Raw genomic sequence first — 15775 nt, forward strand, 5'->3', positions numbered from 1 at the left:
GCCCAATCGCGATGGACGAAGGCTTACGTTTCGCTATCCGTGAAGGTGGCCGTACAGTAGGTGCTGGTGTTGTTGCTAGCATCATCGAATAAGTTTAAAGTATAAGCTTATTTTCTAGCCTCGGTTTATCCGGGGCTTTTGCCTTTTTGAAAAAGGCAGGTTTAAGGGGTGTAGTTCCAATTGGTAGAACAGCGGTCTCCAAAACCGATGGTTGGGAGTTCGAGTCTCTCCACCCCTGCCAATTTCGCTACTTGAGACTGCAGCTGTTAGAATGTCGAAAGTGTGTGAAGTTAAGTGTAAGTGAGTTAACACTTAACAAATATGGTGAAGATTGAATAGCGATTGTGCTCCAATCAACACTATGCTTGGGTATATTTTGTAACCCTAGCCCTATTTTTTGTCTTGGCTCAGGTGAGCGGAGACGTTATTTGTGAAGCTAAAGTATAAGTAAAGGTCTAATCATGGGCGTTGAAGTAGAAAAACAAGGTAATGGCCTTGACTCAGTAAAGTGGCTTGTCAGCTTTGCCATCCTAGCAGCGGCTGTGGTTGGCAATTACATGTACGGTGAACAAATTTCAGTATTGTGGCGCGCTATTGGTGTTGTAGCTGCAGTAGGTGCTGCTTTATTTGTTGCTGGCCAAACTGAAAAAGGTCAGCAAGCTATGTTGTTTGCTAAAGATTCTCGTACTGAAGTACGAAAAGTTGTATGGCCAACACGCCAAGAAACTATGCAAACAACGATGATCGTTATTATCGCAACAGTAATTATGTCCCTAATCTTATGGGGCTTAGATGGTATTCTAGTGCGTTTAGTAGGATTTTTAACTGGATTGGAATTTTAAACCATGTCTGAACCAAAACTTAGATGGTACGTTGTACAAGCTTTTTCTGGCTATGAAGGCCGTGTAGCAACAACGTTAAAAGAACACATCAAACTAAACAACATGGAAGAGCACTTCGGTGAGATCTTAGTTCCGACTGAAGAAGTTATCGAAATGCGTGCCGGCCAAAAACGTAAGAGTGAAAGAAAGTTCTTCCCAGGTTACGTTTTAGTACAAATGATCATGAATGATGAATCATGGCACTTAGTTAAAAATACTCCTCGTGTATTAGGTTTTATCGGTGGTACATCTGACCGCCCAGCTCCAATCTCTAACAAAGAAGCTGAAGCTATCTTAAATCGTTTAGAAGAAACAGCTGATAAACCAACACATAAAACTTCATTCGAACCAGGTGAAGTGGTTCGAGTTATCGATGGTCCATTTGCTGACTTTAACGGTGTTGTTGAAGAAGTTGATTATGATAAGAGCCGCTTAAAAGTATCTGTTCTTATTTTTGGTCGCTCTACACCAGTCGATTTAGAATTTTCTCAGGTTGAAAAAGGCTAAAACTTAGTCTATAATCCGCCGCCCTTAACATTGATAATGTTAAAACTATTTAAGGCTTCAGCTTTGCTGGAGCCTTAGTGTATTTAAAGAACGGGAAGCCGGTAGAGTATATCTCCTCGGATATACGAGGCGTTAAACCCAATAACAGAGGTCTTGAAAATGGCTAAAAAAATTGAAGCCCTTATTAAGCTGCAAGTTGGCGCAGGTAAGGCGAATCCGAGTCCACCAGTTGGTCCTGCATTAGGTCAACACGGTGTAAACATCATGGAATTCTGTAAAGCATTCAACGCTAAAACTGATAAGTTAGAAGCGGGTGCACCAGTTCCAGTTGTTATCTCAGTTTATTCTGATCGTTCATTTACATTTGAAACTAAGACTCCTCCTGCATCTTACTTACTTAAGAAAGCTGCTGGTATCAAGTCTGGTTCAGGTAAGCCTCACGTAGACAAAGTGGGTACAGTTACTCGTGCTCAATTAGAAGAAATCGTGAAAATGAAAGAGCCTGATTTAACAGCTGCTGACTTAGACGCAGGTGTTAACACTATCGCAGGTTCTGCTCGTTCAATGGGCTTAGTGGTAGAGGGCTAATCAGATGGCAAAATTAAGCAAAAAAGTTCGCGCAATCCGCGAAGCAGTTGACGTAACTAAAGAGTACGACTTCTCTGAAGCTGTTGAATTATTAAAAAAATTCGGTACAGCTAAATTCGTAGAAAGCGTTGACGTTGCAGTTAACTTAGGTATCGATGCTAAGAAATCAGACCAAAACGTACGTGGTGCGACAGTATTACCAAATGGTACTGGCCGTGACGTTCGCGTTGCTGTTTTCACGCAAGGTGCTAACGCAGAAGCTGCTAAAGAAGCAGGTGCTGACATCGTTGGTATGGAAGAATTAGCTGATCAAGTTAAGAAAGGCGAATTAAACTTCGACGTTGTTGTTGCTTCTCCAGATGCAATGCGTGTTGTTGGTCAATTAGGTACTGTATTAGGCCCACGTGGTTTAATGCCTAACCCTAAGACTGGTACTGTTACACCTAACGTTGCTGAAGCTGTTAAACAAGCTAAAGCTGGTCAGGTTCGTTATCGCAACGACAAGAATGGTATTATTCATACAACAATCGGTAAAGTAGACTTTGACGCTGATAAGCTTAAAGAGAACTTAGAGTCTCTACTTATCGCGCTTAAGAAAGCTAAGCCGTCTCAAGCTAAAGGTCAGTACATCCAAAAAGTAAGTATTTCTACTACTATGGGTGCTGGTGTTGCGCTTGATCAAGCTTCTTTAAACACTGTAGTTTTATAAGAAGACTTTACTTAGGGGGCGAAATTGTATACAATTTTGCGCCCTAAATTTGGAGTTGGGCCGCTGTCTTAGTAATAAGACGCACCCATCCAAGACCGCAGGCGTTATTTGTTATCTACAAATAACTTAATATTTAGCCCGCGCAGATGGTGAAGGACTCAAGAATTTTTCTTTGGACCTAAACCGTATAAGGTCCCTTTAATAATTTATTAAAGGGTGATTTAAATCTGACATTGTCAGAGTATCAGGAGTAAGGCCAATGGCATTAGGACTAGCAGGCAAGAAGCAAATTGTTGCCGAAGTCAATGAAGCTGCCAAAGCTGCACTTTCTGCAGTAGTTGCTGACTCTCGCGGTGTTGAAGTGAACGACATGACTGCATTACGTGCTCAAGCACGTGAAGCGGGTGTATCTTTACAGATCGTTCGTAACACTTTAGCAAAACGCGCAGTAGAAGGCACAGACTTCGAATGTTTATCTGAATCATTCGTAGGTCCAAGCTTAATCGCATTCTCAAACGAGCACCCAGGTGCTGCTGCGCGTATCTTTAAAGATTTCGCAAAGTCAAATAGTGCGTTTGAAATCAAAGCTGCTGCTTTTGAAGGTGCTGTTGCAGACGTTGAAGTATTAGCAACGTTACCAACTTACGAAGAAGCTATTGCCAAGTTAATGGCAACTATGAAAGAAGCTTCTGCGGGCAAATTGGTACGTACAATTGCTGCACTTCGCGACCAGAAAGAAGAACAAGCTGCTTAATTTATTTAGCCGCTTAACTCTAAATTATTGTAAAAAATTTATTATTAGGAATTTGAGTCATGTCTATTACTAAAGACCAAATTATCGAAGCTGTTGCAGAAATGTCTGTAATGGATGTTGTTGAATTAATCGAAGCAATGGAAGAAAAATTCGGTGTATCTGCTGCTGCTGCTGTAGCTGCAGGTCCAGCTGCTGGTGGCGAAGCTGCTGCTGAGCAAACTGAATTTGACGTAATCTTAAAAGCTGCTGGCGGTAACAAAGTTGCTGTAATCAAAGCAGTACGTGGCGCAACTGGCTTAGGTCTTAAAGAAGCTAAAGCATTAGTTGACGGCGCACCTTCTCCACTTAAAGAAGGCATCGAGAAAGACGAAGCTGAAGAACTTAAGAAAGCACTAGAAGAAGCTGGTGCAGAAGTTGAAGTTAAATAATCTAACCTGTTAGATTATTTGCCTGAAAAGGCTTGGGCTGAGGGTTTTTATCCCTCGGCCCTTTTTGCGCTGTACGGCATGTAGAAGTTATCGTGCCTGATTTATCGAAGTTAAATCGTCGATTACCGTTGAACTAACTCGTTTGAGTTCGACAAGCTGAGGAACCTCATGGCTTATTCTTATACCGAAAAGAAACGCATTCGCAAGGATTTTGGTAAACGTCCACAGGTGCTGGATGTCCCTTATCTCTTATCCATGCAATTGAACTCTTTCCGCAAATTTATCGAACCTGATCCTGATGGAGAGTATGGATTCGAAGCGGCATTCCGTTCTGTTTTCCCTATCGCCAGTTATTCTGGTAGTTCTGAGTTACAATATGTGAGCTACAAATTAGGCGAACCTGTATTTGACGTTAAAGAATGTCAAATTCGTGGGGTCACTTACTCTGCGCCATTGCGCGTTAAACTCAGACTTGTCATCTATGACAAAGAAGCGCCGGCCGGCACTGTAAAAGATATTAAAGAACAAGAAGTATACATGGGTGAAATCCCATTAATGACTGAGAACGGTACTTTTGTTATCAATGGTACTGAGCGTGTAATCGTATCTCAGCTACATCGTTCACCAGGTGTATTCTTCGACCACGATAAAGGTAAAACACACTCATCTGGTAAAGTGTTATATAACGCTCGTGTGATTCCATACCGTGGTTCATGGTTAGATTTTGAGTTCGATCCGAAAGATGCTTTATTCGTTCGTATCGACCGCCGCCGTAAATTACCTGCTTCAATAATTCTTCGTGCATTAGAGTACAGCACTGAAGAAATCCTAGACATGTTCTTCGAAACGGTTTCATTCGAAATCAAACAAGATACTTGTGCGATGGAATTAGTAGCAGACCGCTTACGTGGTGAAACTGCTGCTTTTGATATTAAAGACAATGACGGTAACGTAATTGTAGAGCAAGGCCGTCGTATTACTGCACGCCATATTCGTCAATTATCAAAAGGCGATGTTAAAGAATTAGAAGTTCCGATTGAATACTTAGTAGGTCGTATCTTAGCTAAATCTTATGTTAATGAATCTACGGGTGAAGTAGTTGCAGAAGCGAATGCTGAAATTACATTAGAGTTATTAGCCGAACTTGCTCAAGCAGGTCATAAGAAATTAGAAACACTATACATCAACGATTTAGATGCTGGTGGCTATATTTCTGATACAATTCGCATCGACTCAACTAGTGACCGCTTAGAAGCATTAGTAGAAATTTATCGTATGATGCGTCCTGGTGAGCCACCAACAAAAGATGCTGCAGAAGGTTTATTTGAGAATTTATTCTTCAACCAAGAGCGTTATGATTTATCAACTGTTGGTCGAATGAAGTTCAACCGTCGTGTTGGTCGTGATGAGTTAACAGGTGAAGGTACATTATCAAACGACGATATCATTTCTGTAATGAAGACATTGATCGACATTCGTAATGGTAAAGGCGAAGTAGATGATATCGACCACTTAGGTAACCGTCGTATCCGTTCTGTGGGTGAAATGGCTGAAAACCAATTCCGTGTTGGTTTAGTTCGTGTTGAACGAGCTGTAAAAGAGCGTTTATCTCTAGGTGATTTAGACAACATTGCACCACAAGATCTAATTAACGCTAAGCCTATCTCTGCTGCGGTTAAAGAATTCTTTGGCTCTTCACAGCTATCGCAATTTATGGATCAAAACAACCCGTTATCAGAAGTCACGCACAAGCGTCGTATTTCTGCATTAGGTCCGGGTGGTTTAACACGTGAACGCGCTGGCTTCGAAGTACGTGACGTACACCCAACGCACTACGGTCGTTTATGTCCTATCGAAACGCCTGAAGGTCCAAACATCGGTCTTATCAACTCATTAGCCTCATATGCGCGCACTAACGATTTTGGTTTCTTAGAAACGCCATATCGCAAAGTAGTTGATGGTGTTGTAACAGAAGATATCGATTACTTATCAGCAATCGAAGAGAATAACTTCGTAATCGCACAGGCAAATGCACAAGTTGATGAAAATCAAAAATTAATCAGCGACCTTGTACCATGTCGTCATCAGAATGAATTCACGTTAATGAATTCTGAGAACGTACAGTACATGGATGTTGCACCACAGCAAATCGTTTCTGTAGCTGCAAGCTTAATCCCATTCCTAGAGCACGATGATGCGAACCGTGCATTAATGGGTTCAAACATGCAACGTCAAGCAGTGCCAACATTAAAGGCTGACAAGCCGTTAGTAGGTACAGGTGTTGAGAAAACGGTAGCCGTTGATTCAGGTGTAACCATCGTTGCTAAACGTGGTGGTTCAGTAGATTATGTCGATGCATCTCGCATCGTAATTAAAGTAAATGAAAACGAAACTGTAGCTGGTGAAGCTGGTATCGATATTTACAACTTAACTAAATACACACGTTCAAACCAAAATACATGTATTAACCAGAAACCAACGGTATCAGTTGGCGACCCAATTGTACGCGGTGACGTGTTAGCAGATGGTCCTTCAACAGATTTAGGTGAATTAGCGCTTGGTCAAAACATGCGCGTAGCCTTCATGCCTTGGAATGGTTATAACTTCGAGGATTCAATCTTAATTTCTGAGCGCGTTGTGCAAGAAGATCGTTTAACTACGATCCATATCCAAGAATTAAGTTGTATTGCTCGTGATACTAAATTAGGTCCAGAAGAAATTACACCTGATATTCCTAACGTGGGTGAATCAGCATTAAGCAAACTAGATGAGTCTGGTGTTGTTTACATCGGTGCTGAAGTTAAAGGTGGCGACATCTTAGTAGGTAAAGTAACGCCTAAAGGTGAATCGCAATTAACTCCTGAAGAGAAACTACTTCGTGCAATCTTCGGTGAAAAAGCTTCTGACGTTAAAGACAGCTCATTACGTGTACCAAACTCAGTTTCAGGTACAGTAATTGATGTTCAAGTATTCACACGTGATGGTGTTGAAAAAGACCAACGTGCGAAAGAAATTGAACAGTATCAAGTTGAAGAAGTTAAGAAAGATTTAACGACTGAATTCCAAATCTTAGAAGATGGTATTTATGCTCGTGCTAAGTCTTTATTAATCTCTAATGGTATCAGTGAAGCTACATTAGAAAGCACACCTCGTGCTCAGTGGTTAACTCAAACATTAGCAGATGAAGACAAGCAAGCTGAATTAGAGCAAATTGCTGAACAGCATGCTGAAATCAAAGCTGAATTCGATAAGAAGCTAGAAGTTAAGCGTCGTAAGATTACTCAAGGTGACGATTTAGCACCTGGCGTACTTAAGATTGTTAAAGTTTATTTAGCGGTTAAACGTCATATCCAACCCGGTGATAAGATGGCTGGTCGTCACGGTAACAAAGGTGTTATCTCGACAATCGTTCCTGTAGAAGACATGCCACATGATGAGCATGGCACACCAGTTGATATCGTACTTAACCCTCTGGGTGTTCCATCACGTATGAACGTGGGTCAGATTTTAGAGACTCACTTAGGTATGGCTGCACGTGGTATGGGTGAACAGATCGACCGTATGATTAAAGAGCAACAAGAAGTCGCTCAATTACGTGAGTATCTAACAAAAGTTTACGAGTCAGGCGATAGCCGTCAGGAAGTAGATATTGCAAACTTCTCTGATCATGAAGTTGTTCGTTTAGCGGAAAACCTACGTAAAGGTGTACCAATTGCTACGCCTGTATTCGATGGTGCTAAAGAGAGCGAAATCAAAGATTTATTAGAGCTAGGTGGTATTCCACGTGATGGCCAAGTTGTATTACACGACGGTCGTACTGGTCAACCATTCGAACGTAAAGTAACTGTAGGTTACATGTACATGCTGAAACTAAACCACTTAGTTGATGACAAGATGCATGCTCGTTCTACTGGTTCTTACAGCTTAGTAACTCAGCAGCCACTTGGTGGTAAAGCTCAGTTCGGTGGTCAGCGTTTCGGTGAGATGGAAGTATGGGCACTTGAAGCTTACGGTGCTGCTTACACATTACAAGAAATGCTTACTGTTAAGTCTGATGACGTTAACGGTCGTACTAAGATGTATAAGAATATCGTTGATGGCAACCATAAGATGGAACCTGGTATGCCGGAATCATTCAACGTATTGTTGAAAGAGATCCGCTCACTCGGTATCAACATCGAGCTAGACGAAGAGTAATATCATCAGTAATAACTGATAGATACGATTTTTACCGGCTACAGCATTGCGCTGTAGCCAAGGATTAACTCCGACAGGAGAGATAGCGTGAAAGACTTACTGAAGTTTCTCAAGCAGCAAAATCAAACTGAAGAATTTGGCGGCATCCGTATTGGTTTAGCGTCACCTGATATGATCCGTTCTTGGTCATTTGGTGAAGTTAAAAAACCAGAGACAATTAACTACCGTACGTTCAAGCCTGAGCGTGATGGTTTATTCTGTGCCCGTATTTTCGGTCCAGTTAAAGACTACGAGTGTTTATGTGGTAAATATAAGCGCCTTAAGCACCGTGGTGTAATCTGTGAAAAATGTGGTGTAGAAGTTACTTTAACTAAAGTTCGTCGTGACCGTATGGGTCATATCGAATTAGCAAGCCCTGTTGCACATATCTGGTTCCTTAAATCATTACCGTCTCGTATTGGTTTAATGTTAGATATGACATTACGTGATATCGAACGTGTTCTTTACTTCGAATCATACGTAGTGACAGAGCCAGGCATGACTACGCTTGAGCGTGGTGAAATGCTAACAGAAGAAAATTACTTAGACGCATTAGAAGAACACGGTGACGAGTTCGAAGCTAAGATGGGTGCAGAAGCCGTTCTAGCTTTATTAAAAGAGATTGATCTTGAACAAGAAATCTCGATGATGCGTGAAGAGTTACCTGAAATTAACTCTGAAACTAAGCGTAAGAAGATCACTAAACGTCTTAAATTAATGGAAGCATTCCACCAATCAGGTAATAACCCTGAGTGGATGATTTTAACTGTATTACCAGTTCTTCCACCTGATTTACGTCCATTAGTACCTCTAGATGGTGGTCGTTTCGCGACTTCTGACTTAAACGATTTATACCGTCGTGTTATTAACCGTAATAACCGTCTTAAGCGTTTATTAGACTTAGCTGCACCAGACATTATCGTACGCAACGAAAAGCGTATGTTACAAGAAGCGGTTGATGCGTTATTAGATAACGGTCGTCGTGGTCGTGCGATCACTGGCTCTAACAAGCGTCCTCTTAAGTCGCTTGCCGACATGATCAAAGGTAAGCAAGGTCGTTTCCGTCAAAACTTACTTGGTAAGCGTGTTGACTACTCAGGCCGTTCTGTAATCACAGTAGGTCCTACGTTACGTTTACACCAATGTGGTTTACCGAAGAAAATGGCTTTAGAGTTATTCAAGCCTTTCATCTACGGTAAATTAGAGTTACGTGGTTTAGCGACAACAATCAAAGCGGCTAAGAAATTAGTTGAGCGTGAAGCACCGGAAGTTTGGGATGTACTTGATGAAGTAATTCGCGAACATCCAGTGATGCTAAACCGTGCACCTACTCTTCACAGACTAGGTATCCAAGCATTCGAACCTGTACTTATCGAAGGTAAAGCGATTCATTTACACCCATTAGTATGTGCGGCTTATAACGCCGACTTCGATGGTGACCAAATGGCCGTACACGTTCCATTAACGTTAGAAGCGCAATTAGAAGCGCGTGCGTTAATGATGTCGACAAACAACATCTTAGCTCCAGCAAATGGTGAGCCTATCATCGTACCTTCACAGGACGTTGTATTAGGTCTTTACTACATGACGCGTGATCGCATTAATGCGAAAGGCGAAGGTTTAGTACTTAAGAGCGCAAAAGAAGCTGAAAAAGCATACCGTACCGGCAATGCCGATTTACACGCACGTGTAAAAGTACGTATGACAGAGGTTGATTTTGATGAAGCTGGTAACCGTACAGAAGTAACAGAAATTAAAGAGACGACTGTTGGTCGTGCTATTTTATCTTTAGTTTTACCTGAAGGTTTACCGTTTGCATTAATCGACCAGCCTATGGGTAAGAAGCCTATCTCTAAGATGCTTAATGCTTGTTACCGTAAATTAGGTTTAAAAACGACAGTTATCTTTGCTGACCAAGTGATGTATACAGGTTTCCACTACGCGATGTTAGCGGGTGCGTCAATCGGTATCAATGACATGGTAATCCCTGATGAGAAACACTCAATCATTGATGAAGCAGAAGCTGAAGTAACAGAAATCAACGAACAGTTCCAATCTGGTCTTGTAACCGCTGGTGAGAAGTACAACAAAGTAATCGATATTTGGTCTGCTGCTAACGAACGTGTTTCAAAAGCGATGATGGACAACTTATCGACTGAAACTGTAACTAATGCTGAAGGCGAAGAAGAAACACAATCGAGTTTCAACAGTATCTTTATGATGGCGGACTCTGGTGCTCGTGGTAGTGCCGCACAGATTCGTCAGTTAGCAGGTATGCGTGGTCTGATGGCGAAGCCAGATGGCTCAATCATCGAAACACCTATCATTGCTAACTTCCGTGAAGGTCTAAACGTATTACAGTACTTCATCTCAACGCACGGTGCGCGTAAAGGTCTTGCCGATACGGCACTTAAGACAGCTAACTCGGGTTACTTAACTCGTCGTTTAGTAGACGTAGCACAAGATATGGTTGTTATGTCTGAAGACTGTGGTACACAAGAAGGTTCAATCATGCGTCCTCTAATCGAGGGTGGTGACGTTGTTGAGCCATTACGTGAACGTGTATTAGGTCGTGTAGTTGCTAAAGATATCTTGAAGCCAGGTACAGATGAAGTACTTGTTGAGCGTAATGTAATGCTTGACGAAGCGTTATGTGACCTTCTTGAAGATAACTCAGTTGATGAAGTTTTAGTTCGTTCAGTTATCACTTGTGAAAATGATTTCGGTGTATGTGCTAAATGTTACGGTCGTGACTTAGCTCGTGGTCATATCATTAACCAAGGTGAAGCGGTCGGTGTTGTAGCTGCTCAATCAATCGGTGAGCCAGGTACACAGTTAACGATGCGTACGTTCCACATCGGTGGTGCGGCATCTCGTGCCTCAGCTGAAAACAGTGTTCAAGTTAAAACTCCAGGTTCATTGAAGCTTCACAAAGCTAAATATGTTGTTAACTCTGACAAGCATTTGGTTATCACATCGCGTTCAACAGAATTAACAGTTATTGATGAACAAGGTCGTGAGAAAGAACGTTATAAAGTACCTTATGGTGCGATCCTTAACAAAGGTGATGGCGATGCAATCGCAGCTGGCGATGTAGTCGCTAACTGGGACCCGCATACGCACCCAATCATCACTGAGGTAGCAGGTAAAGTACAATTCCACGATATGATCGATGGCATTACAATTACTCGTCAAACTGATGAGCTAACTGGTCTTTCTTCTATCGTTGTTATCGACCCTAAAGAGCGTACAACAGCAGGTAAGGACATGCGTCCAGCTGTTAAGTTATTAGATGCAGCAGGTAATGATGTAATGATCGCAGGTACAGAAGTACCAGCTCAGTATTTCTTACCAGGTAATGCATTGGTTAACTTAGAAGATGGTGCTGATGTAAACGTAGGTGATGCGATCGCTCGTATCCCACAAGAAAGCTCGAAGACACGTGATATCACGGGTGGTCTACCTCGAGTTGCTGACTTATTCGAAGCACGTAAGCCAAAAGAGCCTGCTATCCTTGCTGAAATCACAGGTACAGTGAGCTTCGGTAAAGAAACTAAGGGTAAGAAGCGTTTAGTAATTACTCCAACTGATGGTAGTCCTCACCACGAAGAGATGATTCCTAAGTGGCGTCAGCTTAACGTATTCGAAGGTGAAAACGTTGAGAAAGGCGAAGTTATCGCTGATGGTCCAGAGTCATCACATGATATCTTGCGTTTACGCGGTATTGATGCCGTTGCTAATTACATCGTTAACGAAGTACAAGACGTATATCGCTTACAAGGTGTAAAAATCAACGATAAGCATATCGAAGTTATTATTCGTCAGATGTTACGTAAGTGTATTATTACACAAGCGGGTGATTCAGAGTTCTTACCAGGCGAACAAGCTGAAGTAGCTCGTGTAAATATTACTAACCGTCAATTAGAAGCCGAAGGTAAGGCACCTGCTCAATTCGAATACGAATTACTAGGTATTACTAAAGCTTCATTATCGACTGAATCGTTTATCTCTGCTGCATCGTTCCAGGAAACAACTCGCGTGTTAACTGAAGCTGCTGTAAGTGGTAAGAAAGATGATTTACGCGGTCTGAAAGAGAACGTAATTGTAGGTCGATTAATTCCAGCAGGTACTGGTTTTGCTTATCACCAAAAACGTGCCCAAAGCCGTCAAGCAGAACTTGAGCCAATGGAACCACAAGTAACGGCTGAAGAAGCTGAACAAGCTTTAGCAGACGCACTTAATGCCGGTATTGAGGGTGATGCAGCTGAATAATCTGTAATAATATTGCAGTATTTACAAAATAAACTGCTTGGATTGCAAGCGGATTATTGACAGTTCATTACTTGACCATTAAAATTCCGCGTCCCTAATTTTAGGGATGCGGATTTTTCACATTTAAACGCTTATTTTTATTTAACTAGGAGCAGTAAATGGCAACAGTTAACCAACTGGTGCGCAAGCCTCGCTCAAGAAAAGTACTACCGTCAAAAGTACGTGCTTTAGAAGCTTGTCCACAACGCCGTGGTGTATGTACTCGTGTATATACAACTACACCAAAGAAACCAAACTCAGCACTACGTAAAGTATGTCGTGTTCGTTTAACTAACGGTCACGAAGTAGCATCTTACATCGGTGGTGAAGGCCACAACTTACAAGAGCACAGTGTTGTTCTTATCCGTGGTGGTCGTGTTAAAGATTTACCAGGTGTGCGTTTCCACACTGTACGTGGTGCACTTGACTGTGCAGGCGTAAACGATCGTAAACAAGGCCGTTCTAAGTACGGTACTAAACGTCCTAAGTCATAATCGGTTCTTTGACCCGAGTAAGGCCAAACATTTAAATTAGTTTTGGGTAATATCCTGAAAATTGGAGAATTGAGATGCCAAGAAGAAGAGTTGTAGGACAACGTAAAATCCTACCAGATCCGAAGTTCAAATCAGAACTTTTAGCAAAATTTGTGAATGTCGTTATGTTAGACGGCAAAAAGTCAACTGCTGAAAAAATCGTATACGGCGCATTAGATGCAGCCGCTGAAAAGAGCTCAAAAGAGCACTTAGACATTTTTGAAGCTGCTTTAGAGAACGTTCGTCCTGCGGTAGAGGTTAAATCTCGCCGTGTTGGTGGTTCTACGTACCAAGTACCTGTAGAAGTTCGCCCAGTTCGTCGTAACACTCTAGGCATGCGTTGGTTAGTTGATGCTGCTCGTAAGCGTGGTGAAAAATCTATGGCATTACGTCTAGCTGGTGAAATGTTAGACGCTGCTGAAAACAAAGGCTCTGCAGTGAAGAAACGTGAAGACGTTCACCGCATGGCTGAAGCGAACAAAGCATTCGCTCATTACCGTTGGTAATATAAAAGCTTTATGGCTAGCTCTTCTCGAGCTAGCCATTATTCTATTTAGCCCTCAAGAAGGAATAGACTGTGGCACGTACAACACCCATCGAGCGTTACCGTAATATCGGTATCTGTGCTCACGTAGATGCGGGTAAGACTACTACTACAGAGCGCGTATTATTTTATACGGGCGTTTCACATAAAATCGGTGAAGTTCACGATGGTGCAGCCACGATGGACTGGATGGAGCAAGAGCAAGAACGTGGTATCACTATCACATCTGCTGCTACTACTTGTTTCTGGTCAGGTATGAAAAACCAGTTTGACCAACACCGTGTCAATATTATCGATACTCCAGGTCACGTAGACTTTACAATTGAAGTAGAGCGTTCATTACGTGTACTAGATGGCGCTGTTTTAGTACTTTGTGGTTCGTCAGGTGTACAACCGCAAACTGAAACTGTTTGGCGTCAAATGGAAAAATATTCTGTACCGCGTATGGTTTTCGTCAATAAGATGGACCGTGCCGGCGCTGATTACCTAGCAGTAATTCAGCAAATGAAAGATCGTTTAAAAGCCAATCCTGTGCCAATTCAATTAGCAATCGGCGCAGAAGATGAATTCAAAGGTGTAATCGATCTGGTCAAAATGAAAGCAATCAACTGGAATGAGGAAGATCAAGGCACGACCTTCACCTATGAAGACATTCCAGCTGATATGCAAGACTTAGCAGATGAGTGGCGTGAGCACTTAGTTGAGTCAGCTGCTGAAGCATCAGAAGAGTTAATGGAAAAATACCTTGAAGAAGGTGAGTTGTCTGAAGAAGAGCTTAAAGCGGCTATTCGTCAGCAAACATTAGCGAACGAAATCATTCCTTGTACATGCGGTTCTGCATTTAAAAACAAAGGTGTTCAAGCAGTTCTTGATGCTGTTGTTGAATATTTACCTTCTCCTACTGAAGTACAAGCAATTTCTGGTATCAAAGAAGACGAATCAGAAGATGTTCGTGAATCTGATGATGATGCGCCATTTGCGGCTCTAGCATTTAAAATTGCAACTGACCCATTTGTGGGAACGTTAACTTTCTTCCGTGTTTATTCTGGTGTTGTTGGCCAAGGTGATAGTGTTTACAACCCTGTGAAAGGTAAGAAAGAACGTTTTGGACGAATCGTTCAGATGCATGCAAACTCACGTGAAGAAATTAAAGAAGTACGCGCAGGAGATATCGCTGCCGCAATCGGTATGAAAGATGTAACGACAGGTGACACCTTATGTGACCCAGACAATGTGATTACATTAGAGCGCATGGAATTCCCTGAGCCCGTGATTTCAGTTGCGGTCGAGCCAAGAACAAAAGCAGACCAAGAAAAAATGGGTATTGCTTTAGGTAAGCTGGCAGCAGAAGATCCTTCTTTCCGCGTTGAAACCGATCATGAAACAGGGCAAACGATTATCTCTGGTATGGGTGAATTACACTTAGATATCATTGTTGACCGTATGCAACGGGAATTTAGCGTTCAGTGTAATGTGGGTAAACCACAAGTTTCATACCGTGAAACAATTCGCTCATCTGTTGAAGTCGAAGGTAAATTCGTTCGCCAATCTGGTGGTCGTGGTCAATTTGGCCATGTATGGCTTAAGATCGAACCTCTTGAAGAGGGCGAAGGGTTTGAATTCGTTAATGAAATCGTTGGTGGCGTGGTTCCTAAGGAATACATTCCAGCGGTAGAAAAAGGCTGTAAAGAGCAAATGGAAGCAGGTGTACTTGCTGGTTATCCATTACTCGACGTTAAAGTTACCTTATATGATGGTTCTTACCATGATGTTGACTCTAACGAAATGGCGTTTAAAATTGCAGCATCAATGGGCTTTAAGAAAGGTGCGCTTGAAGCATCACCAGTCTTACTCGAGCCTATGATGAAGGTTGAAGTAACTACACCTGAAGAAAATATGGGTGATGTTGTTGGTGACTTGAACCGTCGTCGAGGCCTAATTGAAGGCATGGACGAAGCACCTGGTGGATTAAAGCTAGTTAATGCTTTAGTTCCATTAGCTGAGATGTTTGGTTACGCGACTGACCTGCGTTCTGCAACGCAAGGTCGTGCATCATATTCGATGGAGTTTAAACAATACAATGAAGCTTCAAAGAATGTTGCAGAAGCGATAATCGAATCACGCACAGGTTATTAATTTTTTTGATCAAAAAACGTTTATTACAGTTCGGCTGGGTAAACTCATTTAAAAGGTACTGAAAAGTGGCAAAAGAAAAATTTGAACGTACGAAACCGCACGTTAACGTTGGTACAATCGGTCACGTTGACCACGGTAAAACAACTTT

At 42.0% G+C, this 15775-nt stretch carries 12 protein-coding genes, 1 tRNA gene and 1 pseudogene; all 14 read left to right on the forward strand.

Features of this window, described 5'->3' with window-relative positions; translation table 11 throughout:
• A partial coding sequence (locus HR060_RS18535; protein WP_484502640.1) for an EF-Tu C-terminal domain-related protein occupies positions 1 to 92 on the forward strand: 92 nt, incomplete at its 5' end.
• Between the two features lie 72 nt (positions 93 to 164).
• Positions 165 to 241, forward strand: a tRNA-Trp gene (locus HR060_RS18540).
• 220 nt (positions 242 to 461) lie between these two features.
• Positions 462 to 842: a preprotein translocase subunit SecE gene (gene secE, locus HR060_RS18545; protein ID WP_174201773.1), complete on the forward strand. Its 381-nt coding sequence runs from the start codon at positions 462 to 464 to the stop codon at positions 840 to 842.
• A 3-nt stretch (positions 843 to 845) separates the two neighbouring features.
• On the forward strand, positions 846 to 1388 hold the full coding sequence (nusG, locus tag HR060_RS18550) for a transcription termination/antitermination protein NusG (protein ID WP_174201774.1): 543 nt from the start codon (positions 846 to 848) through the stop codon (positions 1386 to 1388).
• A 159-nt stretch (positions 1389 to 1547) separates the two neighbouring features.
• A complete protein-coding gene (gene rplK / locus HR060_RS18555; RefSeq protein ID WP_174201775.1) occupies positions 1548 to 1976 on the forward strand; it encodes a 50S ribosomal protein L11 in 429 nt (142 codons plus the stop codon).
• Between the two features lie 4 nt (positions 1977 to 1980).
• Positions 1981 to 2685: a 50S ribosomal protein L1 gene (rplA, locus tag HR060_RS18560; RefSeq protein ID WP_174201776.1), complete on the forward strand. Its 705-nt coding sequence runs from the start codon at positions 1981 to 1983 to the stop codon at positions 2683 to 2685.
• A 259-nt stretch (positions 2686 to 2944) separates the two neighbouring features.
• Positions 2945 to 3439 (forward strand): 50S ribosomal protein L10, encoded by a 495-nt coding sequence (rplJ, locus tag HR060_RS18565; protein ID WP_174201777.1) that lies wholly within the window; start codon positions 2945 to 2947, stop codon positions 3437 to 3439.
• 59 nt (positions 3440 to 3498) lie between these two features.
• Entirely contained in the window at positions 3499 to 3867 is a 369-nt protein-coding gene (rplL, locus tag HR060_RS18570) for a 50S ribosomal protein L7/L12 (protein ID WP_174201778.1), read from the forward strand.
• A 168-nt stretch (positions 3868 to 4035) separates the two neighbouring features.
• Positions 4036 to 8064 (forward strand): DNA-directed RNA polymerase subunit beta, encoded by a 4029-nt coding sequence (gene rpoB, locus HR060_RS18575; RefSeq protein WP_174201779.1) that lies wholly within the window; start codon positions 4036 to 4038, stop codon positions 8062 to 8064.
• Between the two features lie 87 nt (positions 8065 to 8151).
• Positions 8152 to 12375, forward strand: coding sequence for a DNA-directed RNA polymerase subunit beta' (rpoC, locus tag HR060_RS18580; protein WP_174201780.1), 4224 nt, complete (start codon positions 8152 to 8154; stop codon positions 12373 to 12375).
• Between the two features lie 158 nt (positions 12376 to 12533).
• A complete protein-coding gene (rpsL, locus tag HR060_RS18585; RefSeq protein WP_174201781.1) occupies positions 12534 to 12908 on the forward strand; it encodes a 30S ribosomal protein S12 in 375 nt (124 codons plus the stop codon).
• A 74-nt stretch (positions 12909 to 12982) separates the two neighbouring features.
• A complete protein-coding gene (gene rpsG, locus HR060_RS18590) occupies positions 12983 to 13453 on the forward strand; it encodes a 30S ribosomal protein S7 (RefSeq protein WP_174201782.1) in 471 nt (156 codons plus the stop codon).
• Positions 13454 to 13524: 71 nt separating this feature from the next.
• Positions 13525 to 15627 (forward strand): elongation factor G, encoded by a 2103-nt coding sequence (fusA, locus tag HR060_RS18595; protein ID WP_174201783.1) that lies wholly within the window; start codon positions 13525 to 13527, stop codon positions 15625 to 15627.
• Positions 15628 to 15692: 65 nt separating this feature from the next.
• Positions 15693 to 15775: pseudogene (locus HR060_RS18600) on the forward strand (GTP-binding protein); the annotation flags it as partial.

The sequence above is a fragment of the Marinifaba aquimaris genome, from assembly GCF_013328345.1.
GTDB classification, from domain to species: Bacteria; Pseudomonadota; Gammaproteobacteria; order Enterobacterales; family Alteromonadaceae; genus Marinifaba; species Marinifaba aquimaris.

Excerpts from the sequence above, each read along its gene's own strand:
- secE (WP_174201773.1), top strand. The coding sequence starts at position 462 with ATGGGCGTTGAAGTAGAAAAACAAGGTAATGGCCTTGACTCAGTAAAG.
- nusG (WP_174201774.1), top strand. The coding sequence starts at position 846 with ATGTCTGAACCAAAACTTAGATGGTACGTTGTACAAGCTTTTTCTGGC.
- rplK (WP_174201775.1), top strand. The coding sequence starts at position 1,548 with ATGGCTAAAAAAATTGAAGCCCTTATTAAGCTGCAAGTTGGCGCAGGT.
- rplA (WP_174201776.1), top strand. The coding sequence starts at position 1,981 with ATGGCAAAATTAAGCAAAAAAGTTCGCGCAATCCGCGAAGCAGTTGAC.
- rplJ (WP_174201777.1), top strand. The coding sequence starts at position 2,945 with ATGGCATTAGGACTAGCAGGCAAGAAGCAAATTGTTGCCGAAGTCAAT.
- rplL (WP_174201778.1), top strand. The coding sequence starts at position 3,499 with ATGTCTATTACTAAAGACCAAATTATCGAAGCTGTTGCAGAAATGTCT.
- rpoB (WP_174201779.1), top strand. The coding sequence starts at position 4,036 with ATGGCTTATTCTTATACCGAAAAGAAACGCATTCGCAAGGATTTTGGT.
- rpsL (WP_174201781.1), top strand. The coding sequence starts at position 12,534 with ATGGCAACAGTTAACCAACTGGTGCGCAAGCCTCGCTCAAGAAAAGTA.
- rpsG (WP_174201782.1), top strand. The coding sequence starts at position 12,983 with ATGCCAAGAAGAAGAGTTGTAGGACAACGTAAAATCCTACCAGATCCG.